This is a genomic window from Streptomyces sp. NPDC052721 (assembly GCF_040678315.1).
Lineage (GTDB): Bacteria > Actinomycetota > Actinomycetes > Streptomycetales > Streptomycetaceae > Streptomyces.
This window is the reverse complement of record NZ_JBFATL010000032.1, coordinates 18728-40438: the sequence shown is the minus strand read 5'-3', so window position 1 is coordinate 40438 and position 21711 is coordinate 18728. Positions and strand designations below refer to the sequence as shown.

The window sequence follows — 21711 nt, the reverse complement described above, 5'->3', positions numbered from 1 at the left end:
GGAAAGCCACCGGACGGCCGGTGGCTGCCGTCCGGACGTCTCGGGGCTGGACAGGCCGGCACGCTGACGCGCCGACACGGACGCGCGCCACCCGGTTTTCCGCGTCACGCGCGGGACGATGGGCGCCGGCCGTCCGCCGGGTGTGGAACCGGCACCGGCCGCGATGTCATGATCAGCCGGAGTACGACGGGGGTGGGAGCGCCGATGAGGCTGCACACGCACGAGTGGGGGACCGGCGACCGGATCGCCGTCCTCGTACACGGAATCATGTCCGACCACCGCACCTGGCACCGGGTCGCGCCGGTCCTCGCCGGCAAGGGATACCGGGTCATCGGGGTGGACCTGCGCGGGCACGGCGCGAGCGGCCGGGGCGAGTACAGCCCCGAGACCTGGGCGGGCGACCTCGTCGACACCCTCCCCGAGCGGCCGGAACTGGCGATCGGTCACTCGCTCGGGGCCCTGGCCCTGGCCGGCGCCGTCGAACGGCTGGCGCCCGCCCGGGCCGTGTACTGCGATCCGGCCTGGGACATACGCCGGAAACTGGTCGAGGCGTCCGCGTACTTCGCCGCCTTCAAGTCCGCGAACCGCGCGATGATCAAGAGCCTCAACCCGCGCTGGGACGAAGCCGACGTGGACGTGGAACTGGCCACGCTCGCCGACTGGGACCCCGCCACGGCTCGTGTCCTCCCGGACATCTACGCGGTCGGCCGGACACCGGCACGCCCGGTGGTGCCCTCCCTGGTGGTGCTGGCCGGCGCCGGCGAACTCGTACGGCCCGGTCTGGACGAGGAGCTGGTGCGACGGGGCTTCGAGGTCCGGACGGTCGAGGGGGCCGGGCACTGTGTCTACCGGGACGACTTCGACGGCTTCATGGGCGCGCTCGACGGCTGGATCTGAGGGGGAATCAGGCCCCCGGGGACGGGCCGTGGCGGACGGTCGGCGGGGTGGAAGGCCGCCGGCGAAGCGGGCGTTGCCGGGCGCCCACCGGCCGGGGGCGTGCCGCAGCGCCGATCCCCGCGCCCCGCCCTGGGGCCCGACCAGACGAACGTGCCGTCGCCGGCGAGCGCGGAACCCTGATGGTCAGAGCGAGGGCGAGACGGCCGAGTGCGGCGGCGGGCGGACGGCACAGGCGCATGGGTGCGGCCTTCCCTGACATGGGCGAGCCCTTCGTCGGGCGGGGACGGGGCAGAGGCGGACCGAGGGGCCGCAGCCGTGCTCTCCGACCCCTGCCGCGCGGGTCCCGGAGCCGGCCCGGGGCACGTCAGGGGCCCGGACGGCGCCCCGCTGTCCGCTGTGCGAAGCCCGCGAATCGGGGTAGACGGGGAACGCCCGAGGAAAGGACCGTCTCATGACGACGTACGTGATCAGCGTCCCCGGCACCTTCACCACCGGGATCGAGGCAGACACGCGCACCCGGCTGGCCCGGGCGCTCCGGCCCGCCGATCCGCACGGCACACACATGGGCACCGCCGAGGACCTCGACGCGCTCAGCGTCAACGAGGACAACACCTTCACCCTGCGCCTGACCGTGGAGGCGGACACCGGCCGGCACGCCGAGGAGGAGGCCCGCAGGCTCGCGGACTCCGCGCTCCAGGAGGCGGGGCTGGACGAGCGGAGCGCACCGCTCGGGCCCGCGCTGATCACCGGCATCGACTCCGAGGTCCGCTGACCGCGAGCACGACCGGGACATCCGGCGGGCCGGGGTCCGGGCCCGGCCGGCCATCGCTGGGGCGCGATCATCCTATTTAGGTAAAATCTAGACGTTTGCCGATAATTCAGGCGCCCGGCCCGCCGAGGGTCACCCGCCCCGCCGGAAGTGATCGATGCCCCGCAAGCGCACCACGGACGAAGGCGACGAGCTGCTGGCCAGACTCGGTTCGCTCACCGCCCAGGCGCGCCGGCGCGCGGAGCTGCAACGCACCCAGGTCGAACTGGCCGTCGCCCTGCAGCGCGGCATGCTCCCCCGGGACCTGCCGGCCGCGCCCGGCCTCCATCTCGCGGTGCGGTACACCCCCGCCAACCTCGGTCTCAACGTGGGCGGCGACTGGTACGACGCCTTCACCCTGCCGGACGGCCGGATCGGGCTGTCCATCGGCGACGTACAGGGCCACAACATCGAGGCCGCGGCCTTCATGGGCCAGGTCAGGGCCGGACTGCGGGCGCTCGCCTCGGTCACCGGCGACCCCGGGGAACTGCTGGCCCGCACCAACGACCTGCTGCTCTCCCTGGGCAGCGACCTGTTCGCCACCTGCACCTTCATGCGGCTCGACCCGGGCACCGGGGTGCTGGAGAGCGCCCGGGCCGGTCACATCCCCTTCGTCTGGGCCACCGCGGACGGGAAGTCCGGCGTCGTCGACGACGAGGGCGGACCGCCGCTGGGTATCGAACACGGCATCGAGTTCCCGGTCACCCGGCACCGGCTCACCACCGGCGGGGTCTTCGTCCTGCTCACCGACGGTGTCGTCGAGGGGCCGTCGCTGAACATCGAGGACGGCCTCGACCAGGTGGTACGGCTCGCCGGTATCGCCGCCGTCGCCGGCCTCGAGGCCCGCGCGCTCGCCGCGGCCGTGATCAAGGGTGCCGAGAGCGTCGGACACGAGGACGACGCCGCTGTTCTGGTCGTGGGCCTGGACGGCCCCGCCGCCCCCGCCTGAGCGGTCCGGCACCCGGGGGCTTGAACGGTCCGGTACCCGGGGCTTGAGCGGTCCGTACCCGCTCCTGAGCCGTTCCGTACGCGGCTGCCGTCGGCCACCGGGCCGGACCGCCGCCCGCCTCGCCTCGCCGACCGGCGGCCATCGGTGTGAGATTACTGCTGTGGTGGGTATCGAGGAGCTGCGCCGACCGGGTGGCCGCGCCGTCCAGCTGCTGGCCGTCGCCGCCTGCTACTACGCGGCGGCCCGGCTCGGTCTGATGCGCCAGCTGAGCGTCGAGGGCGCCGTCGTCACCCCCATCTGGCCGCCGACCGGCGTCGCCGTCGCCGCGCTGCTCATCCTCGGGCTGCGCTGCTGGCCCGGCATCACGCTCGGCGCCTTCTTCTCCGTCCTGTCCCTCACCACCCCCGGGCCCGACGTGCTCGGCATCCTCTTCGGGAACACCGCCGCACCCCTGTGCGCGGCGCTGCTGCTGCGCCGGGCCGGCTTCCGCACCGACCTCAGCAGGCTGCGCGACGGCCTCGCCCTGGTGTTTCTGGGCGCGCTGGGCGCCATGCTGATCAGCGCGACCGTCGGCGTCGGCATCCTCGTGCTCACGGACGGCGTCCCCCTGCACAGCTTCTGGCCCGTCTGGCTCGCCTGGTGGGTGGGCGACGCGATGGGCGTCCTGCTGGTCACCCCGCTGCTGCTGTTGCTGCGCGGCGCCCGCAGGCCGCTGCCCCTGCGCCGCTGGAAGGAGGCGACCGCGCTGGCCGTCGTCGTCTGCGCCCTCGTACCGCTGGCCGTCCACAGCTCGCTCAGCCTGCTCTTCCTCGTCTACCCGCTCATCATCTGGGCGGCCCTGCGGTTCCAGCTGGTGGGCAGTGTGCTCTGCGCGCTGCCGACCTCCGTGGTGGCCACCGTCGCCGCCACGGACGGCGTCGGCGCGTTCGCCGGGCTGAGCCGGATCGAGGTCATGCTGAAGCTCCAGGCCTTCAACGGCGCCATGGCCCTGACCGCGCTGCTGCTGTCCGCGGTGATCATCGAGCAGCGCAACACCCGGAACTCGGTCGAGAAGGCCTGCCAGGAACTGGTCGAGGTGCTGGAACACCTCACCGCGGGCGAGGCGCCGCCGCCCCGGCCGCAGACGGGGGCCGACGGCATCGACGACCGGCCGTGGCCCACCGGGACACCGTGAACCTTCCACGGCCCCGGTGAACCTGCCGCAGGCCCCTCGTCGCCGTGGCCTGTTTTTTCAGCCCTCGGAGCGGTTCACCGGCCCCTCGTCGTCACTGCCCGGCTCCGCGGCCGGCGTCCCCGCCGACGTGCCGCGGTGCTCGCGGGACGGCGGGTGCGCGGCGCCGGTGGCGCCGGGCTGACCGCCGCCCGTCGTGCCGTAGCCCCCGGGAATCCCCGGCGGTGTGTCCGCGGCGGCCTGCGCCTCGCTGATGTGCCGCCGGGCCCGGACGTTCGCCCGGCGCTCCGGGTAGGGGTAGTCGAACGGCTGGGACGCGGCGCGCTCGCGGTCCGCCTCGCGCTGCCGTCGCGCGGCCCGCTCGGCCGCCGTCGCGTTCTCGTCCTGTCGCTTGCGCTCATGGTCCTTCATGCGGCGCCGAGTACCCGGGCGGTGGCCACCGCCAACGTCCGTTCCGGCGTGTCGGACGGCCCGCCGGGGGCACTGGGAGACGATGGGCCGAGTCCGTACGGGCGCAGGGCCGGACCGGGAGGACAGGGTCGGTATGGAACAGCGGCCGGTACCAGGAAGGGCAGCCGGGGACGGCACGCGCGGCACGTCCGTGACCACGGACCCGCCCCGGCAGCGGGACGCGGCCGGCGCACGCCGCCGCATCCCGCGCACCGACACCCTCCTGCGTGACCCCCGGCTCGCCGAGGCGGTGGAACGGCTCGGCGCGCACCGGGTGAAGGCCGCCGTACGGCAGGCGCAGGAGCGGGCCCGCGCGGGCGGCATCCCGCCGGAACAGGTCCCGCAGACGGCCCTGGACCTGCTGCCCGGCACCGCGAGCGGCCTGCGCCCGGTGCTCAACGCCACCGGGGTGCTGCTGCACACCAACCTCGGCCGGGCCCCGCTGTCCGCCGCCGCCCGGCGGGCCGTCCAGGAAGCGGCCGGTCCCACGGACGTCGAACTGGACCTGGCCACCGGTGCCCGGGCCCGCAGAGGACGCTCCGCGCTCGCCGCGCTGCGCGCCGGGGTGCCGGCCGCCGGCGCCGCGCACGTCGTCAACAACGGCGCCGCCGCGCTCGTCCTCGCCGCCACCGCCCTCGCGGCCGGCAAGGAGATCGTCGTCAGCCGGGGCGAGATGGTGGAGATCGGCGACGGCTTCCGCCTGCCCGACCTGCTCGTCTCGACCGGCGCACGGCTCCGCGAGGTCGGTACGACCAACCGCACGGCCCCCGCCGACTACGTGGCCGCCATCGGGCCGGACACCGGGTTCGTGCTGAAGGTCCACCCGTCCAACTTCCGGATCACCGGCTTCACCCGGTCCGCCGAGGTCGCCGACCTCACCGGCCTCGGCGTGCCGGTCGTCGTCGACATCGGCTCCGGGCTGCTCGCGCCGCACCCGGCCCTGCCCGAAGAGCCCGACGCCGACACCCAGCTGCGCGCCGGCGCCGCGCTCGTCACCGCGAGCGGCGACAAACTGCTCGGCGGACCCCAGTGCGGGCTGCTGCTCGGCCGGGAGGACCTGGTCCGCGCCCTGGCCCGGCACCCGCTGGCCCGCGCCCTGCGCGTCGACAAGCTGACCCTGGCCGCCCTGGAGGCCACCCTCACCGGCCCGCCCACCCCGACCGCCCTCGCCCTCACCGCCGACCCGGCCCGGCTCCGGGCCCGCGCCGACCGGCTCGCCGCCGCGCTGAGCGCCGACGGGATCGACGTACAAGCCGTCGAGAGCGCCGCGACGGTCGGCGGCGGGGGCGCCCCCGGCGTCACCCTGCCCAGCGCGGCCCTCTCCCTGCCCGAACCGTACGCCGCGGCGCTGCGCACCGGCCGCCTCCCGGTCGTCGGCCGCCTGGAGACGGGCCGCTGCCTGCTGGACCTGAGGGCGGTACCGCCGCAGGACGACGACCGGTTGGCCGCGGCCGTACGGTCGGCGCGGCCCGCTGCGGAAGGGCGGGGGGAGTGATGGGGGGACGCGTGGGAGGGCGGGCGGCACGGTGCGGGCCCCGGTGGAGGGCGTGCCGGCAGATGCCGAGTCCGCGCACAGGGGCGACCGGCACACGGGTCCCCGTGGAAGGGCGGGCGGTGTGATGCTGGTCCTCGTGGAAGGGCGGGCATGATGCGCGGTCCGCGTGTGAGGACGCCCGGCACGCTGGGGCGCCTGCGTGGCGGGGTGGACGGCGTGCTGCCGAGCCTCGGAGTGGGCGGCATGTTGCGCGGTCCGCGTGCGAGGACGGCCGGCACGCTGCGGCGCTCGCGTGGCGGGCTGGACGGCGTGCTGCCGAGCCGTGGAGTGGGCGGCACGATGCCGAGCCCCGGTGGCGGAGTGGGTGACACGCTGGGGCGCCTGCGTGGCGGGGTGGACGGCGTGCTGCCGAGCCGTGGAGTGGGCGGGACTATGCCGAGCCGCCGGGGCAAGGCCGACGGCATGATGCCGGCCCCCTCCGAAAAGGAGGCGTGATGCGGGTTCTCGCCACCGCCGGGCATGTCGATCACGGTAAGTCCGCGCTGGTCCGGGCCCTCACCGGGATGGAGCCCGACCGGTACGAGGAGGAGCGGCGCCGGGGGCTCACCCTGGACCTCGGCTTCGTGTGGACCCGGCTCGGCCCAGACCACCTCGCGTTCGTCGACGTACCCGGTCACGAGCGGTTCGTGCCGACCATGCTGGCCGGTGTCGGCCCCGTCCCCGCCGTGCTGTTCGTGGTCGCCGCCGACCAGGGCTGGCAGCCCCAGTCGCAGGAGCACCTGGTCATCCTCGACGCGCTCGGCGTCCGGCACGCCGTCCTCGCGGTGACCCGCAGCGACCTCGCCGACCCCGAGCCGGTCCGCGCCGACGCCGTCGAGCGGCTGGCCGGCACCTCCCTCGGCAAGGTGCCCCAGGTCGCGGTCAGCGCGGTCACCGGGGCCGGCCTGGACGACCTGCGCGTCGAACTGGCCCGGCTGGCGGCCGAGTTGCCCCCGCCCGACACCGACGCCGACGTACGTCTGTGGCTCGACCGGGCGTTCACCGTCCGGGGCCACGGCACCGTGGTGACCGGCACCCTCGGCGCGGGCACCCTGCGCGTCGGCGACCGGCTGGTCACCGCGGACGGATCGGCCGTCCTGCGGGTGCGCGGCCTGCAGAGCCTGCACGAGGAGCGGACGGCCGTCGGCGCGGTGGCCCGCGTCGCCGTCAACGTGCACGGCCACGGGGACACCACCCTGGGCCGCGGCCAGGTGCTGCTCACCCCGGACCGCTGGCTGTGCACCGAGGTCGCCGACGTACGGGTCACCGGGGAGCCGGTGGCCGACCTGCCCCGGTATGTCACCCTGCACATCGGAACGGCCGCCGTGCCGGTGACCGTCCGCCCGCTCGGCCCGGACACCGCCCGGCTCACCCTGCGCCGGGGGCTGCCCCTCCGGGTCGGCGACCGCGCGGTGCTCCGCGAACCCGGCGGCACCCGCCCGCCCTGCGGGGTCACCGTCCTCGACGTACGGCCGCCCCGGCTGACCCGGCGCGGCGCCGGCCGGGCCCGCGCGGCCGAGCTGGAGACGATGACCGGCCGTCCGGACGGCGCCGCCGAACTGCGCCGCCGCAAGCTCGCCCGCCGCGCCGACCTGCGGGCGATGGGCGTCCCGGCCCCCGGCGACCCCGTCGCCGGTGACTGGCTCGCCGACGAGGCGCACTGGAGCCTCCTCAAGGACCGGCTGGCCGGCCACGTCCTGGAACACGCCCGCGCCCGCCCGCTGGACCCCGGCCTGCCCACCGAGGCGGCCCGCCGGCTGCTCGGCCTGCCCGACCGCGCCCTGGTCGACGCGCTGGCCGCGGCCCAGCCCCGTATCCACGCCCGCCGGGGCCGGCTCTATCCCGCCGACAGCCTCGGACCCGCCCTGCCCGCGCCCGTCCGCGCCGCCGTGGACGCCCTGCGCCGGGACCTCGCCCGCACCCCGTTCCGCGCCCCCGAGGCCGGGCGGCTCGCCGAACTGGGCCTCGACCGCCGTGCGGTGGCCGCGGCGGCGGCAGCGGGAGCCCTGCTCCGGATCGCCGACGGGATCGTGCTGCTGCCCGGCGCGGACACCGACGCCGCCGCCGTCCTGCGCGCGTTGCCCCAGCCGTTCACGCTCAGCGAGGCCCGGCGCGCCCTCGACACCACTCGCCGGGTGGCCGTACCGCTGCTGGAGTTCCTGGACGCCCGCGGACACACGGAACGCGTCGACGACCAGCGCCGGCGCTGCCGTACGGGGGCGGGGAACGGAGGCGGACAGGAATCGAACCTGCCTGCCCGAGATCCTCGGGCACCTCGGTTTTGAAGACCGGGAGGGCCACCAGGCACCCACACGCCTCCACCGCCCGTCAGGCTACTGCCCCAGGAGACCACCGGTATGACAACGACACCGGCCCATCAGGCGCCCGTACGGCTCACACAGTTCGCCCACGGCGGCGGCTGCGCCTGCAAGATCCCGCCCGGCGAGCTGGAGGAGGTGGTCGCCGGGCTGACCGCACCGCCGCTCGCCGGCGGCGACACCCCGCTGCTCGTCGGCCTCGCCACCGGCGACGACGCGGCCGTGGTCACCCACCGGGGGACCGCCCTGGTGTGCACGGCCGACTTCTTCACCCCGGTCGTGGACGACCCCTACGACTGGGGCCGGATCGCCGCCGCCAACGCCCTGTCCGACGTGTACGCCATGGGCGGCCGGCCCGTGCTCGCCGTCAACCTGCTCGCCTGGCCCCGCGACCGGCTTCCGTTCGACCTCGCCCGCGAGGTGCTGCGCGGCGGACTGGACACCGCCACCGAGGCGGGCTGCCACGTCGGCGGCGGGCACAGCGTCGACGACCCCGAACCGAAGTACGGCATGGCCGTCACCGGCATCGCCGATCCGGCGCGGCTGCTGCGCAACGACGCCGGCCGGCCCGGGCTGCCGCTGTCGCTGACCAAACCGCTGGGCATCGGCGTCCTGAACAACCGCCACAAGGCCACCGGCGAGCGGTTCGAGCACGCCGTCGCCACGATGGCGGCCCTGAACCGGGAGGCCTGCGAGGCCGCGCTGGCCGCCGGCGCCGAGTGCGCCACCGACGTCACCGGGTTCGGTTTCCTCGGCCATCTGCACAAGCTGGCCCGCGCCTCGGGCGTCACGGCCGTGGTCGACACCGCCGCCGTGCCGTATCTGGAGGGTGCCCGGGAGGCCGTACGGGACGGGTACGTCAGCGGTGGCACGCGGCGGAACCTGGAGTGGGTCGCGCCGCACACCGACTTCGGGGACACCGACGCGGACACCCGGCTGCTGCTCGCCGACGCCCAGACCTCCGGCGGGCTGCTCGTCGCCGGGGAGGTGCCCGGGGCACCGGTGGTCGGGGAGCTGGTGCCGCGCGGAGCCCACTCGGTCGTGCTCAGATAGGACCGCTCAACCGCTCACCGCTCAACCGCTCACCGCTCAACCGCTCACGGCTCCGTGCCCGTGTGCTCGTCGATGCCCGCCCGGATCCGGTAGGCCCGCACCAGCGCCAGGGCCGCCGGACCCCGGGGCCGCCGGCCCGGGCGGATGTCGACGGCGAACGCCTTCGTCTCCTGGATGTGCGTGTTCGGGTCCAGGGACAGGTGCAGCAGCTCGTTGGCCGCGTCCCCGGTGCTGTAGCCGTTGGGACCCCAGTGGTACGGCAGTCCCACCTGGTGCAGCCGGCGGCCGTGCACGGTCAGCGGGGCCATCCGGTCGGTGACCAGCACCCGCGCCTCGATCACGGCCCGCGCGCTGACGATCGTCGCCCAGCCGGCGTGCGCCAGGCCCCGCTCGGCGGCCAGCTCCGGGGACACCTCGCAGAAGAACTCCGGCTGGAGTTCCGCGAGGTACGGCTGCCAGCGGGACATGCCGCCCGCCGTGTGGTGCTCCGTGAGCCGGTAGGTGGTGGCCACGTACGGGAACACGCCGGAGCCGGGCTCGTCGCCGCTCGGCTGGTAGCGGTTGTCCGGGTGCGGCGGCAGCAACTGCCGTACCGGATTGCGCTGCTGGTCGTAGAGCAGGTTCCGGAACGGGGAGTCCTGCGGCTCGTAGTGGGTGGGCAGCGGTCCGTCGGTCAGTCCGGACGGCACGTACAGCCAGGCCTTGCCGTCGGCCTGCATGATGAACGGGTCCGTGCCGGACAGGGCCTGCGGCCCGGTCGCGTCCTCGGGCGGCTCGTGGTCCGGCGCCTTGTCCTTCTTGAAGTCGGGAACGTCGTGCCCGGTCCACTCGCCCCGCTCCGGGTCCCACCACACCAGCGCCTTCCGTTCGCTCCACGGCCTGCCCCGGGGGTCGGCGGAGGCGCGGTTGTACAGGATCCGCCGGTTGGCCGGCCAGGCCCACGCCCACTCGGCCGCCACCCAGTCCTGCTCCCGGCCCGGCTTGCGGCGGGCCGCCTGGTTGACGCCGTCGGCGTACACACCGCAGTAGATCCAGCAGCCGCAGACCGTCGAGCCGTCCGGTTTCAGCTGCTCGTAGGAGGAGAGCGGATTGCCCTCGGCGTCATGGCCGTTGATCTCGGCGAGGACGGCTTCCGCGTCCGGTTCGGCGTGCCGGCCCTTCGTCGGGTAGTCCCAGGCCAGGTCGAGGACCGGCCGGTCCATCTCGTCGCCGGACCCGGAGAGCTTCCGCCGGATGATCCGCCCCAGGTGGTAGGCGAACCACAGGTCGCTGCGCGCCTCGCCGGCCGGCTCGACCGCCTGGTGGTGCCACTGGAGCAGCCGCTGGGTGTTGGTGAAGCTGCCGTCCTTCTCGGTGTGCGCGGCGGCCGGCAGGAAGAACACCTCGGTGCGGACGTCCTCCGTGCGCAGCTCGCCGGTCTCGATCTCGGGGCCGTCCTTCCACCAGGTCGCCGACTCGATGAGCGAGAAGTCCCGGACGACCAGCCAGTCCAGGTTGGCCATGCCGAGCCGCATCAGCTTGGAGTTGGCGTTGCCCACGGCCGGGTTCTCGCCGATGAGGAAGTAGCCCTTGCAGACGCCCTCCAGCTGGGCCATCGTCGTCTCGTACGTCGAGTGGGAGCCGGTGAGCCGGGGCAGGTAGTCGAAGCAGAAGTCGTTCTCCGCCGTCGCCGCGTCACCCCAGTACGCCTTGAGCAGGCTCACCAGGTACGCCCGCATGTTGCCCCAGTAGCCCTTGTGCGCGGCCTCGGCCTCCACGAAGGCGTCCAGGTCCTGATTCTGGTGGGCGTGCGGCATCGGGATGTAGCCGGGCAGCAGGTTGAACAGCGTCGGGATGTCCGTCGAGCCCTGGATGGAGGCGTGTCCGCGCAGGGCCAGGATGCCGCCGCCGGGCCGGCCGATGTTGCCGAGCAGGGTCTGCAGCACGCAGGCCGCCCGGATGTACTGCACGCCCACCGTGTGCTGGGTCCAGCCGACCGCGTAGGCGAACGCGGTGGTCCGGTCGCGTCCGGAGTTCTCCGTGACGAGTTCGCACACCTGCCGGAACAGGTCCTGCGGCACCCCGCAGACCTGCTCCACCCTCTCCGGGGTGTAGCGGGCGTAGTGCCGCTTCAGCACCTGGAACACACAGCGCGGATGGGACAGCGTCTCGTCCCGCTCCGGCTCGCCCTCCCCGATCACCGCACCACCGGAGCCGTGCGCCTCACCGCGCGCCGCCTCGGACACCGAGCTGCCGCCGCCGGTGCGCTCGTCGTACTCCTGGTCGCGCTCGCCGGAGGCCGCCTGCACCTCGGAGCCCTCGTACTGCCAGCTGTGGTTGTCATACGAACGGGTGTCGGTGTCGAGGCCGGAGAAGACGCCCGCCAGGTCCTCGGTGTCCCGGAAGTCCTCCCGCAGGATCACCGGCGCGTTGCTGTACGCCACGATGTAGTCGCGGAAGTACTTCTCCTGCCGGAGCACGTAGTTGATGATCCCGCCGAGGAAGGCGATGTCCGTGCCCGCGCGCAGCGGTACGTGCAGGTCGGCGAGCGCGCTGGTGCGGGTGAACCGCGGATCGACGTGGATCAGCTTCGCGCCCCGCGCCTTCGCCTCCATCACCCACTGGAACCCGACCGGATGGCACTCGGCCATGTTCGAGCCCTCGATGACGATGCAGTCCGCGTTCTGCAGGTCCTGCTGGAAGGTGGTCGCGCCGCCGCGTCCGAACGAGGTTCCCAGACTGGGAACGGTGGAGGAGTGTCAAACACGCGCCTGGTTCTCGATCTGGATCGCTCCGAGCGCGGTGAACAGCTTCTTCAGCAGGTAGTTCTCTTCGTTGTCGAGCGTCGCCCCGCCGAGGCTGGCGATGCCCAGGGTGCGCCGGGTGCGGGTCTGGTCGACCTCCCACTGCCAGCCGTCCCGGCGCGCCGCGATCACCCGGTCGGCGATCATGTCCATCGCCGTGTCCAGGTCCAGCCGCTCCCACTCGGTGCCGTACGGGCGCCGGTAGAGCACCTGGTGCTCGCGAGCCTCGCCCGTGGTCAGCTGGAGGCTGGCCGCGCCCTTGGGGCACAGCCGTCCGCGGGAGATCGGGGAGTCCGGGTCGCCCTCGATCTGGGTGACCTTCTCGTCCTGCACGTACACGTTCTGGCCGCAGCCGACCGCGCAGTACGGGCAGACGGACTTGACCACCCGCTCGGCCGAGGCGACCCGGGGGGTGAGCCGTGCGCTGTGACCGCTCTTCGCGGCGGCGCCGCGGCCGAGCGGGTCCGTGCCGGTGAGCTGGCGGTAGACGGGCCACGAGCCGATCCAGGTACGCACGCCCACGACTCCTCCTCCCGCTCGGTCCCCCGATTGTCCCGCAGCCTCGCGATCACGGCATCTCCGGCCGTGACCGGCGACGGGGTACCCCCGCCGGGCCCGGCCAAACGGATCCGGCAGGTGTGAGTGCGGCGTCCCGGGGGACTCCGCCGCTTGCGGTGTGTCGGCAGACGGACCGGACAGGGTGCCCGTAATGTCCGGGTGATCACGGTCCCGAACGAGTGACGGGAGTGATCGCAGTGACGATCAAGGGCAGCGGGGCGACGGTGGTCGCACGATGAGGCAGCGGCACGTCTTCGGGACTGTGTTCACGCTGGAAGCCATCATCGCGGGCGGTGTGTTCCTCGTCGTCCTCGCCGTGCTGGCCTCGTCGCTGCTGCGCCGGCGGGCCCGGACGGCCGAGCGGTCCGAGCGGCCCGGCGTGGAGGCCTTCTACGTCGGTGCCCTCGCCGCCTTCGCCGTCTTCCTGGTCGCCTGGACGGCCTGGCAGAACCACGAGGAACACCCCGCCGCCGCCCCGGAACCCCTGCGCGTCGACGTCACCGGCTTCCAGTGGTGCTGGGACTTCCGCTATCCGCGGTCCGCGGACCATCGCCGCGTCACCGGCACCTGCAAGGGCGAGGACATGCCCACCCTCGTCGTCCCGACCGGCCGCAGCGTGCAGCTGCGGCTCACCTCACGGGACGTCATCCACTCCCTGTGGGTGCCCGGCCTGCGCTACAAGATGGACGCCTTCCCCGACCACGTGAACACCTTCACCCTCACCCTGGACCGGGCGGGCCGCTGGCGCGGCCGGTGCGCCGAGTTCTGCGGACAGCGGCACTGGACCATGGACTTCTGGATCAAGGCGGTCTCCCGCGAGGAGTACGACCGCTGGGCGCACGGCGGGACGGCCACGGCATGACGTTCGTTCCGCACGCCGAGGCCCAGCGCGGCGACGCCGGCCGGCCCGTCCCGCCCGGCAGCTGGCTCGGCTGGATCTCCACCACCGACCACAAGCGCATCGGCCTGCTCACCGTCGGCACCTCCCTGGTCCTCCTGCTGGTCGACGGGGTCTTCGCGCTGCTCATGCGCGCCCAGCTCGCGCAGCCCGAGGAGACCTTCCTCGCCGCCCACCTGTACAACCAGCTGTTCACCATGCACGGCTCAGGCATGATCTACACGGTCATGACGCCGTTCGCCATCGGCATGGGCGTCTACCTGGTGCCCCTGCAGATCGGCGCCCCCGGCATCGCCCTGCCCCGGCTGACCCTCCTCGGCTACTGGCTGTACGTGCTCGGCGCGCTCACCATGCTGGCCGGCTTCGCCACGCCCACCGGAGCGCACGCCGACGGCTGGTTCTCGTACCCGCCCATGGCCGACAGCGTGCACTCGCCGGGCACCGGCCCCGACCTGTGGATCGTGGGCGTCTGCCTCGCCGTGACCGGCAGCATCCTGATGGGCTGGGCGGTGCTGTGGACCGTCCTGCGCCGCCGCACCCGCGGCATGACCATGCTGCGCCTGCCCGTCTTCTGCTGGTCGATGATCGCCACCTGCCTGATGGTGATCGGTTCCTTCCCGGCGCTGCTGGCCGCGATGGTGCTGCTCGGGGTGGGCCGGGCCGACCCGGACGTCTTCGCGTCCAACGTCTGGAACATCGGCTACCAGCACATCTTCTGGTTCTACGGCCATCCGGTCGTGTACGTGATGTTCTTCCCGTACCTGGCGGCCGTCGCCGAGGTGCTGGCGGTGTTCTCCGGCCGCCGCTTCTTCGGCTACCGGGGCACGGCCCTGTCCCTGCTGGTGTTCGCCGCCCTGTCGATGAGCGTGTGGGGCCACCACATGTTCGCCACCGGGCAGGCCGCCAACGACTACTACTCCCTGACCTCCATCGCCCTGCTCGTGCCCGCCGGTGTGGAGTACTTCGGCATGCTGGGCACGATCCTGGGCGGCCGGCTGCGGCTGCGCACCCCCATGCTGTTCGCGCTCGCCTTCGTCCCGCAGTTCCTGATCGGCGGCCTCACCGGCATCATGGTCGGCACCCCGGTGATCGACTACCACGTCACCGACAGCTACTTCGTCGTGGCGCACCTGCACTACGTGCTGTTCGCGGGCAGCGCCTTCGGCCTGTTCGCGGCCGTCTACTACTGGTTCCCGAAGGTCACCGGCACCCTGCTGGACGAACGCATGGGCCGCCTGCACTTCTGGCTGCTGGTGGTCGGCACCAACCTCACCTTCCTGCCGATGTTCGCCCTCGGCTACCTCGGCATGCCGCGCCGGGTCGTCACCTACGCCACGTTCGACGGCTTCGGCCTGCTGAACCTGCTCGCCAGCATCGGCGCGGCCTTCCTCGCCGCGGGCATGACGGTGTTCGCCGTCAACGTCCTGTGGACGCTGCGCCGCCGCCATCTGGGCCGTGCCGAGCCGGCCGGCGACGACCCGTGGGAGGGCCACACCCTGGAGTGGGCCACCACCTCGCCGCCGCCGCGCCTCAACTTCCCCGCGGACCGCCCCCTGCCGCCCGTCACGAGCTTCGCCCCGCTGCTGGACCGCACGACAGGAGGGGGCACCGCATGAAACGGCACCTGTCCGCCGTACTGGTCGCCGGCTGGGGCGCGCTGAACGGCCTGCTCCTCGTCGTGCTGGCGATCTACCGCGAGAACGCGATGACGTACTGGCTCTGGGGCGGCGCCGTCCTCGTCCTGGAACTGTTCGCCCTCGCCGTCCTGGCGTCCTCCCGCGCGAGGACCGACCAGCATGTCCGCTACCGGGTGCCCGACAGCGGCGCGGGGGGCGTCCTCCCCGGCGCGATCGGCCTGCTGCTGGTCGGGCTCTGCCTGATCTACGGCCACTGGCTGCTCGTCGTGGCCGTGCCCCTGCTGATGCTGTCCGTCGCCCTCGCGGTGCACGGGACGACGGCACGGGAGAAGTGAGGGCCAATGGAGCACGCGGCGCACGCGTCCGTGGCGGCGATGGCCTGGTCGGCCGTCCTCGTCGCCGCGGTGGTCCCGGCGGCCGTCCGGTGCCTCACGCACTCGCCGCTCTGGGAGCGGATCAGCGTCCCCGCGGGCCTGGCCCTGCCCCTGCTGGTCCTCACGCACGCCTGGGCCGTCCTCGGCGATGTCGTGGGCATCGCACCGCCCGGCGGGGCGCGGATCACCGAACCCGTCCTGCTCGCGACCGCGGTCCTGTTCTGGCTGCCGGCCGTCGCCCGCACCCGGCACCGGCTGGACGGCCCGGGGCGCTGCCTGTACCTGTTCCTCGCCGCGCCGCTGCTCGACCTGCCGGCGGTCGGCATGGTCGCCGCCGGCCACACCGCGGCCGGGCTCGCCATGATCGTGGGCATGCTGCCGGTCGGCATCACGGCCGTGGCGGTCACCTGGTCGTGGGTGAACCGCGAGGAACGCGAGGCCCTGGCCGACCGGACCGCCCCCGTGGGAGCAGGCGATCCCGTCGCCCGGTGACGGACGCCCCTCGCGTCCTCGTGTTCGACGTCTCGCGTCCTCGTGTTCGGCGTCAGCGAAACGCAGACCGACCGGTCGCCCGGCACGCCGTCAGCGGTCCCGCGCCCGGAGCCTCTCCCGCTGTGGGACGACCGTGTACCGGGGGTCCTCCGCGGAGGCCACCCCGGCGTGGAAGAGGCCGAAACGCAGCGCCGCCGAACCGCTGAGGAGGGCCGCTCCCGCCGCGACGGCCAGACGCCGGTCCCGCACCCGGGCCGAGAGCAGGGCCAGGGCGGCTCCGCCCGCCGTCAGGGCCTCCGACGCGCGCAGCAGCCGATGCGGCTTGCCCTGCTCGAAGGGCTCCGCGGTCAGCCCCATCCGCCGCTTCATCACCTGGAAGGTGCCCAGTTCCAGCACGGCTCCCAGCGCCGCCATCCGCCGTGCCGGTCCGGCCTCGGCGGTGGGCGCCGCGACCAGGGCGAGGCCGGCGGCCGACGTGGCCGCCGAACCCGCGAACACGAACGGCAGCTGCCGGTAGCCCTCGTGCCAGGACGGCACCGCCGTGTCCGAGAGCAGCACCGCGGTGTACGTCGCCACGGCCGGCCCGAGAACGGCGGCGCCCGCGGTGGCTGCCGAGCCCACCAGCCGGTACCGGCCCGCCACCTCGGTCGCCGCGGCCGCCAGCGTCAGCGGCGCGTACCCGCTCAGGATCCAGGAGCCGACGCTCATCGGCGAGGTGGGCTTGAACACCCGGAGCATGTTCAGGAACCTGGCCGGGCGCCCCAGGTCGTGCACCAGTGCCGCCAGCGACAGCGTGATGGCGCCGGCCGCGCCCAGCCTGGCCACCCTGCCGAGGGCCGGCCGCCCGGTTGCCCCGGCTCCCGCCGCCAGCAGCGAGGAGGCTCCCGCCATCCCGCCCAGGTACAGATACCCGGCGATGTCCAGCGGCTTCCAGGTCGGCTTGTTGAGGACGGGCTTGCCGTAGTACGACGAGAACTGGGCGTCCGGCACCATCGGCTGCTCGCCCCGCCCGCGCCGGCGCCGGCGCCGCCCCGCGCGCACCCCCGTCGGTGCCTCGCGGTCTGGCCGCGCGTGCCGCACACCGTCCCGTGTCCCCTCGGATTCGCTCATCGCGGCCTCCGCACGAAGCTGCCGGCGGCGAGCGCGACCAGCGAGACGGCGGCCAGCGCCGCGTGCCGCCACATGTCGGGCAGGTCCCGGGTGGTGACGACCGGGTCCGGGGGCAGGCCGTACACCTCCGGCTCGTCCAGCAGCAGGAAGAAAGCGCCGTCGCCGCCGACCCCGTCGTCCGGGCTCTCGCCGTACAGGCGGGCGTCGGTCACGCCGGCCGCGTGCAGCTGCGCCACCCGGGCCTGCGCGCGCTCCCGCAGCTCCTCCAGCGGGCCGAACTGGATGGAGTCCGTCGGGCAGGACTTCGCGCAGGCCGGTTCCATGCCGACGCCGAGCCGGTCGTAGCACAGCGTGCACTTCCACACCCGGCCGTCGTCCTCGCGCTGGTCGATCACGCCGTACGGGCACGCGGGCACGCAGTAGCCGCAGCCGTTGCAGATGTCCTCCTGGACGACGACCGTGCCGAACTCGGTGCGGAACAGCGAACCCGTCGGGCACACGTCCAGGCATGCGGCGTGCGTGCAGTGCTTGCACACGTCGGAGGCCATCAGCCAGCGCAACTCCGTCCGCCCGTCGGGGGAGACGGGCGAGATCTCCCCGGCGGGCGCGCCCTCGGGAGCCCGGTCCGGCGGGGGAGCGGTGGCGCCCGGCCCCGGGGAGGCGGCGCCGGTGCCGAGCCGGGACGCGGCGGCGAAGACGTCCACGTCGTCGTGCGCGACCCCCGGTTCCTGCCCGGCGAGCGGCTTGCGCTGCTCGATGAAGGCCACGTGCCGCCAGGTGTCGGCGCCGAGGCCCTGTGTGTTGTCGTAGGACATGCCGGTCCACAGGAGCCCGTCCTCCGGGACGGCGTTCCACTCCTTGCACGCGACCTCGCAGGCCTTGCAGCCGATGCACACCGAGGTGTCGGTGAAGAAGCCCACCCGCGGCGGGGCGTCCGGATAACCGGCCGCCCCGGCCACGTCCGGCTGCGGCCCGTACAGGAGGTTCCCGTGGCCCTCAGCGCCGTCGCTCATGCGGTGCCTCCTCGCTCATGACTCGTGCCCCTGCCCGGACACCTCGCCCGGCGCGGCCCGCACGACCTCGACCCGGCGTTTCTCCCAGGCGGTGGCCGGCATCTCCACGCTCTTGGCGAAGTACCAGCGGCTGAGGGCGTTGCGCAGCCGGTGCCGGTGGAACCAGCGCCAGGCCTCCGTGCCCTCGGCGCGCGGCCGGGGCGTGTCCCGCACGAGGATGCGGTAGGCCTCCTCCCGGGACAGCAGGGTGTGCGCCTCCTCGTAGCCGCCGCCCGCCGTGCGCCGCACCTCGCCGGTCGCCCCACCCTCCAGGATCCTGCGCCGGTCGGCCGCCTGCAGCCCCAGGCAGGCCCGCTTGGTGATCTGGTAGGTCCCGAACGGCACCACGAACAGCGCGGTGCGGAAGATCCGGGCCAGCAGCTCCACGTCCAGGGAGAACCGGTAGGCCAGCACGTCCTGCCCGCCCGCCAGCAGCAGCACGCCGTACGCCGAGACGGCTGCCGCGCCCAGGCCTGTGCGCGTGGGCTGGTTCCGCGGCCGGTCGCACAGGTGCTGCTCGGGCCGTGGGCCGGTGAGCCAGCGTTCGAAGTACGGATAGCCGTACAGGACCAGGAACAGCACCGCGGGCAGCGCCACACCGGGCAGGAGCACGTCCCAGACGATCGTGTGTCCGGCGAAGTCCGTCCCCCAGCCCGGCATCAGCCGCAGCGCGCCCTCCAGATAGCCCACGTACCAGTCGGGCTGCGCGTCCAGCGAGACATGGTCGGCGCGGTACGGGCCGAAGCTCCACACCGGGTTGATCTGGAACAGCGCCGCCATCGCCGCCAGCACACCCGACAGGATGAAGAACAGGCCCGTGGACTTCGCCGCGTACTGCGGGACCAGGGGCTTGCCGATCACATTGCGGTTGGTGCGGCCGGGCTTCGCCCACTGGGTGTGCTTGTGGTACACGACGAACGTCAGGTGCGTCGCGACGAGCGCCAGCAGCAGGCCGGGCACCAGCAGGACGTGGGTCACGTAGAGCCGGGGGACGATCTCGTGCCCGGGGAACTGGCCGCCGAAGACGAAGAACGACAGGTACGTGCCGATGACGGGGATCGACAGCACGATGCCCTGTGAGGTGCGCAGACCGGTGCCGGACAGCAGGTCGTCGGGGAGCGAGTAGCCGCAGAACCCCTCCAGCAGGGAGAGCAGGAACAGCGTCACCCCGATGGTCCAGTTGACCTCCCGGGGCCGCCGGAACGCCCCGGTGAAGAAGATCCGCAGCAGGTGCACGCCGATCGCCGCGACGAACACCAGCGCCGCCCAGTGGTGCAGCTGCCGGACCAGCAGTCCGCCGCGCACGTCGAAGCTGATGTGCAGCACCGACGCGTACGCCTCGCTGGTGAGGGTGCCGCGCAACGGCAGGTACGAGCCGGTGTACGGCCGTTCCGTCATGCCGGGGTGGAAGAAGAACGTCAGCCAGACGCCCGTCAGCACCAGCAGCACCAGGCTGTACAGCGCCATTTCGCCGAGCAGGAACGACCAGTGGTCGGGGAACGCCTTGCGGAGGAACTCCTTGCCGGCGGACGCGACCGGCAGCCGCCGGTCCAGCGCGGTCACCAACCGCTCGCCACGCCCCGCCTGCCGGGCCGGCCGCCGCTCCTCGGACACCGCCACCGCGTGCTCGCCCTCCGCCCCGTGCTGGAACCCTCACTCTCGGTGCTCTGCTCCGAGCCTGGCACGGGTGCCCCCGCCCCGCGCGTCCGAAACGGTCCGGCGGAGCGTGCGGCCTCGTTTGCGGGGGCCGGCGCGCGGCTACCCGGTGGCCCGGACGAGTGGGCGCCGCGCTCGAAGGAGGCCTTCGTGGTGAACGTGTCCGGGGCGGTCGCCGCCCGGCTGCGGAGCATGGGGGTGGACCGGGTGTACGGCACACCGGCACTCGCGGTGGACCCGCTGATCGGTGCCCTGCGCGGCGCGCCCGCGGCCCCCGACTTCGTGCAGGCGCGCGGCGAGGAGTCCGCCGCGCTCATGGCCTGCGCGCAGGCCAAGCTCACCGGCGGACTCGGCTGCTGTGTCGCCCCGCCCGGGGCGGGGGTGCTGCGCCTGCTGGGCGGGCTGTACGACGCGGCGGCCGACCGCGTGCCGGTGCTGGCCCTCGTCGGCGCAGACCCCGCGGCGCGGCAGGTCGGCGGCCACGCGGTACGCCATCTGGCGGAGGTCTCCGTGTACTGCGAGGAGGTGTCCGGGCCGGAGCTGATGGACGACGCCCTGCACCGGGCGGTGCGGGCCGCGCGCACCGACCGGGCAGTGGCGAGCCTCGTCGTGCCCCGCCACGTCCTGGCCGCCCCGGCGCCCGGGACGCCGTCCGGCGCCGCCCGTCTCGTCCCGCCGCCCCTGCGACCGCCCGCCGAGGAGGACCTGCGGCGCGCGGCCGACGCGCTGGACGACGCGGGGAAGACCGTCGTCGTCGTGGGGAACGCGGGCCGCCCGGCGTCCGGCCGGGTGGTCGCTGTGGCCCAGCTGCTGGGCGCCGGTGTCGTCACGACGGCCCTGGCCCGGGACGCGCTGCCCGACGACCTGCCGTATCTGGCCGGTGTGGCGGGCCCGCTCGGCAGCGAGGCCGCCGCGACCCTGCTGCGCGAGTGCGACACGCTGCTGCTTGCCGGCGCCGAGGACCTGGACCCGGCCCTGCTCCCCGATCCCGGCCGGTGCCGGATCGTCACGGTGGACCGGGAGCCGGACGACTGCCCGCTGGACAGCGGGACACCTGCCGTCCGGGTGACCGGCGATGTCACGGCCTGTCTGGAAGCGCTCGCCCCGCTCCTGCGCCACGCCGCCGACCGAGCCTGGCGCACCCGGGTCGAGCAGCTGGTGCGTGCCTGGCGGGACGAGGGGGCGGCCAGGTCCCGCCGCTACTTCGGTACGTCGGTGAACCCCCGCTCGGTCGTCGCCGAGCTGTCGGAACGGCTGCCCGACCGGGCCGTCGTCGTCACCGATTCGGGTACCTCACTGGACTGGTGGACCCGCCATCTCCGGCTCCGGCCCGGCATGCGGTCCCTGCTGTCCGGCCATCTCGGGCTGCCCGGCGCGGCCGTCCCCTACGCCGTGGCCGCCCGGTTCGCCGCCCCCGACCGGCCGGTGATCGCCCTCGTCGGCGACGGCGCCCTCCAGGGCGGCGGCCTGAACGAACTGCTCACCGTGCGCCGCCATCTCGACCGGCTGGCCGGGCTGCCCCCGCTGGTGTTCTGCGTCTTCAACAACGGCGATCTGAACCGGCTCACCTGGCAGCGAAGGGCCGCCGCCGGCGACCCGCTGATCCCGCTCTCCGCCGAGGTCCCCGCCCTGCCGTACGCCGAATGGGCGCGCCTCGCCGGACTGCCCGCCGTCCGCTGCGACCGGCCCCGGCACGTCGGCTCCGTCTGGGCCGACGTGCTCGCCGGACGCGGACCGCTGCTGCTGGAGTTCGTGGTGGACGGCGAGATCCCGCCGGACTGGGCGGCCGGGGTGAGCACGGCGGAGGACTCCCGCCCGGCCCCGCTCCGCATGCCCCTGACGAAATTCCTGCGCGTGTCCGGCTGAGCGCACTCTTGGCCAAACTCGTGCGAGTACCCGGTCGACGCGCCTTCACACCTGTGACGGACCGGTCGATTTCGGAGGCGTCGAGGGTTGGCCGAATGCTTTGTC

At 74.1% G+C, this 21711-nt stretch carries 17 protein-coding genes, 1 tRNA gene and 1 pseudogene; 13 read left to right on the top strand and 6 right to left on the bottom strand.

Going from position 1 to position 21711, the window contains the following annotated elements:
- Positions 1-204 precede the first annotated feature (204 nt).
- The 4 genes from AB0L21_RS27120 (at position 205) to AB0L21_RS27105 (ending at position 3828) form a co-directional block, all read left to right on the top strand.
- Positions 205-897, top strand: coding sequence for an alpha/beta hydrolase (locus AB0L21_RS27120; protein WP_365786962.1), 693 nt, complete (start codon positions 205-207; stop codon positions 895-897).
- Between the two features lie 451 nt (positions 898-1348).
- Positions 1349-1669 (top strand): hypothetical protein, encoded by a 321-nt coding sequence (locus AB0L21_RS27115; protein WP_365706671.1) that lies wholly within the window; start codon positions 1349-1351, stop codon positions 1667-1669.
- A gap of 154 nt (positions 1670-1823) precedes the next feature.
- Entirely contained in the window at positions 1824-2654 is an 831-nt protein-coding gene (locus AB0L21_RS27110) for a PP2C family protein-serine/threonine phosphatase (protein WP_365706669.1), read from the top strand.
- Between the two features lie 160 nt (positions 2655-2814).
- Positions 2815-3828, top strand: a complete 1014-nt coding sequence (locus AB0L21_RS27105; RefSeq protein ID WP_365706667.1) for an MASE1 domain-containing protein — start codon at positions 2815-2817, stop codon at positions 3826-3828.
- A 57-nt stretch (positions 3829-3885) separates the two neighbouring features.
- Here AB0L21_RS27105 and AB0L21_RS27100 read toward each other — a convergent pair whose 3' ends face one another.
- Positions 3886-4236, bottom strand: coding sequence for a hypothetical protein (locus AB0L21_RS27100; protein WP_365706665.1), 351 nt, complete (start codon positions 4234-4236; stop codon positions 3886-3888).
- Between the two features lie 133 nt (positions 4237-4369).
- Here AB0L21_RS27100 and selA point away from each other — a divergent pair, with 133 nt between their 5' ends.
- The 3 genes and pseudogenes from selA to AB0L21_RS27085 all read left to right on the top strand — a co-directional run.
- Positions 4370-5770: an L-seryl-tRNA(Sec) selenium transferase gene (gene selA, locus AB0L21_RS27095; RefSeq protein ID WP_365786960.1), complete on the top strand. Its 1401-nt coding sequence runs from the start codon at positions 4370-4372 to the stop codon at positions 5768-5770.
- A gap of 168 nt (positions 5771-5938) precedes the next feature.
- Positions 5939-6265 (top strand): hypothetical protein, encoded by a 327-nt coding sequence (locus AB0L21_RS27090; protein ID WP_365786958.1) that lies wholly within the window; start codon positions 5939-5941, stop codon positions 6263-6265.
- A pseudogene (locus AB0L21_RS27085) lies at positions 6265-8001 on the top strand (SelB C-terminal domain-containing protein); the annotation flags it as partial. The gene AB0L21_RS27090 and the pseudogene AB0L21_RS27085, both read left to right, overlap by 1 nt.
- 35 nt (positions 8002-8036) lie before the next feature.
- Here AB0L21_RS27085 and AB0L21_RS27080 read toward each other — a convergent pair.
- Positions 8037-8129, bottom strand: a tRNA-Sec gene (locus AB0L21_RS27080).
- A 37-nt stretch (positions 8130-8166) separates the two neighbouring features.
- Here AB0L21_RS27080 and selD point away from each other — a divergent pair.
- On the top strand, positions 8167-9180 hold the full coding sequence (gene selD / locus AB0L21_RS27075) for a selenide, water dikinase SelD (RefSeq protein ID WP_365706658.1): 1014 nt from the start codon (positions 8167-8169) through the stop codon (positions 9178-9180).
- Positions 9181-9224: 44 nt separating this feature from the next.
- On the opposite strand, the gene fdh is transcribed toward selD, so the two are convergent.
- Entirely contained in the window at positions 9225-12485 is a 3261-nt protein-coding gene (fdh, locus tag AB0L21_RS27070; RefSeq protein WP_365786956.1) for a formate dehydrogenase, read from the bottom strand.
- Between the two features lie 271 nt (positions 12486-12756).
- On the opposite strand from fdh, the gene AB0L21_RS27065 reads away from it, so the two are divergent.
- The 4 genes from AB0L21_RS27065 to AB0L21_RS27050 are packed head-to-tail and all read left to right on the top strand — an operon-like array spanning position 12757 to position 15922.
- Positions 12757-13383 (top strand): cytochrome c oxidase subunit II, encoded by a 627-nt coding sequence (locus AB0L21_RS27065; RefSeq protein WP_365786954.1) that lies wholly within the window; start codon positions 12757-12759, stop codon positions 13381-13383.
- Positions 13380-15035 carry a cbb3-type cytochrome c oxidase subunit I gene (locus AB0L21_RS27060; protein ID WP_365786952.1) on the top strand — a complete coding sequence of 552 codons (1656 nt, stop codon included), beginning with the start codon at positions 13380-13382 and terminating at the stop codon, positions 15033-15035. Before AB0L21_RS27065 ends, AB0L21_RS27060 begins: the two co-directional genes overlap by 4 nt.
- Entirely contained in the window at positions 15032-15391 is a 360-nt protein-coding gene (locus AB0L21_RS27055) for a hypothetical protein (protein WP_365706648.1), read from the top strand. Before AB0L21_RS27060 ends, AB0L21_RS27055 begins: the two co-directional genes overlap by 4 nt.
- A 6-nt stretch (positions 15392-15397) precedes the next feature.
- Positions 15398-15922, top strand: coding sequence for a hypothetical protein (locus AB0L21_RS27050; RefSeq protein WP_365786951.1), 525 nt, complete (start codon positions 15398-15400; stop codon positions 15920-15922).
- 90 nt (positions 15923-16012) lie between these two features.
- Here AB0L21_RS27050 and nrfD read toward each other — a convergent pair whose 3' ends face one another.
- Genes nrfD through AB0L21_RS27035 form a run of 3 tightly spaced genes read right to left on the bottom strand, consistent with a single transcriptional unit; the run spans position 16013 to position 19698 of the window.
- Entirely contained in the window at positions 16013-17032 is a 1020-nt protein-coding gene (nrfD, locus tag AB0L21_RS27045) for an NrfD/PsrC family molybdoenzyme membrane anchor subunit (protein ID WP_365786949.1), read from the bottom strand.
- On the bottom strand, positions 17029-18045 hold the full coding sequence (locus tag AB0L21_RS27040; protein WP_365786947.1) for a 4Fe-4S dicluster domain-containing protein: 1017 nt from the start codon (positions 18043-18045) through the stop codon (positions 17029-17031). Before AB0L21_RS27040 ends, nrfD begins: the two co-directional genes overlap by 4 nt.
- 15 nt (positions 18046-18060) lie before the next feature.
- Entirely contained in the window at positions 18061-19698 is a 1638-nt protein-coding gene (locus AB0L21_RS27035) for a ubiquinol-cytochrome c reductase cytochrome b subunit (RefSeq protein ID WP_365787020.1), read from the bottom strand.
- 192 nt (positions 19699-19890) lie between these two features.
- Between AB0L21_RS27035 and AB0L21_RS27030 the strand changes: the two genes are divergently transcribed.
- On the top strand, positions 19891-21606 hold the full coding sequence (locus AB0L21_RS27030; RefSeq protein WP_365786945.1) for a thiamine pyrophosphate-binding protein: 1716 nt from the start codon (positions 19891-19893) through the stop codon (positions 21604-21606).
- Positions 21607-21711: the final 105 nt, after the last annotated feature.

Bases quoted from the DNA above. Each gene is read 5' to 3' on its own strand.
- AB0L21_RS27100 (WP_365706665.1), bottom strand. From the start codon at position 4,236: ATGAAGGACCATGAGCGCAAGCGACAGGACGAGAACGCGACGGCGGCC.
- AB0L21_RS27120 (WP_365786962.1), top strand. From the start codon at position 205: ATGAGGCTGCACACGCACGAGTGGGGGACCGGCGACCGGATCGCCGTC.
- selA (WP_365786960.1), top strand. From the start codon at position 4,370: ATGGAACAGCGGCCGGTACCAGGAAGGGCAGCCGGGGACGGCACGCGC.
- AB0L21_RS27040 (WP_365786947.1), bottom strand. From the start codon at position 18,045: ATGAGCGACGGCGCTGAGGGCCACGGGAACCTCCTGTACGGGCCGCAG.
- AB0L21_RS27065 (WP_365786954.1), top strand. From the start codon at position 12,757: ATGAGGCAGCGGCACGTCTTCGGGACTGTGTTCACGCTGGAAGCCATC.
- AB0L21_RS27050 (WP_365786951.1), top strand. From the start codon at position 15,398: ATGGAGCACGCGGCGCACGCGTCCGTGGCGGCGATGGCCTGGTCGGCC.
- AB0L21_RS27115 (WP_365706671.1), top strand. From the start codon at position 1,349: ATGACGACGTACGTGATCAGCGTCCCCGGCACCTTCACCACCGGGATC.
- nrfD (WP_365786949.1), bottom strand. From the start codon at position 17,032: ATGAGCGAATCCGAGGGGACACGGGACGGTGTGCGGCACGCGCGGCCA.
- AB0L21_RS27060 (WP_365786952.1), top strand. From the start codon at position 13,380: ATGACGTTCGTTCCGCACGCCGAGGCCCAGCGCGGCGACGCCGGCCGG.
- selD (WP_365706658.1), top strand. From the start codon at position 8,167: ATGACAACGACACCGGCCCATCAGGCGCCCGTACGGCTCACACAGTTC.
- AB0L21_RS27110 (WP_365706669.1), top strand. From the start codon at position 1,824: ATGCCCCGCAAGCGCACCACGGACGAAGGCGACGAGCTGCTGGCCAGA.
- AB0L21_RS27055 (WP_365706648.1), top strand. From the start codon at position 15,032: ATGAAACGGCACCTGTCCGCCGTACTGGTCGCCGGCTGGGGCGCGCTG.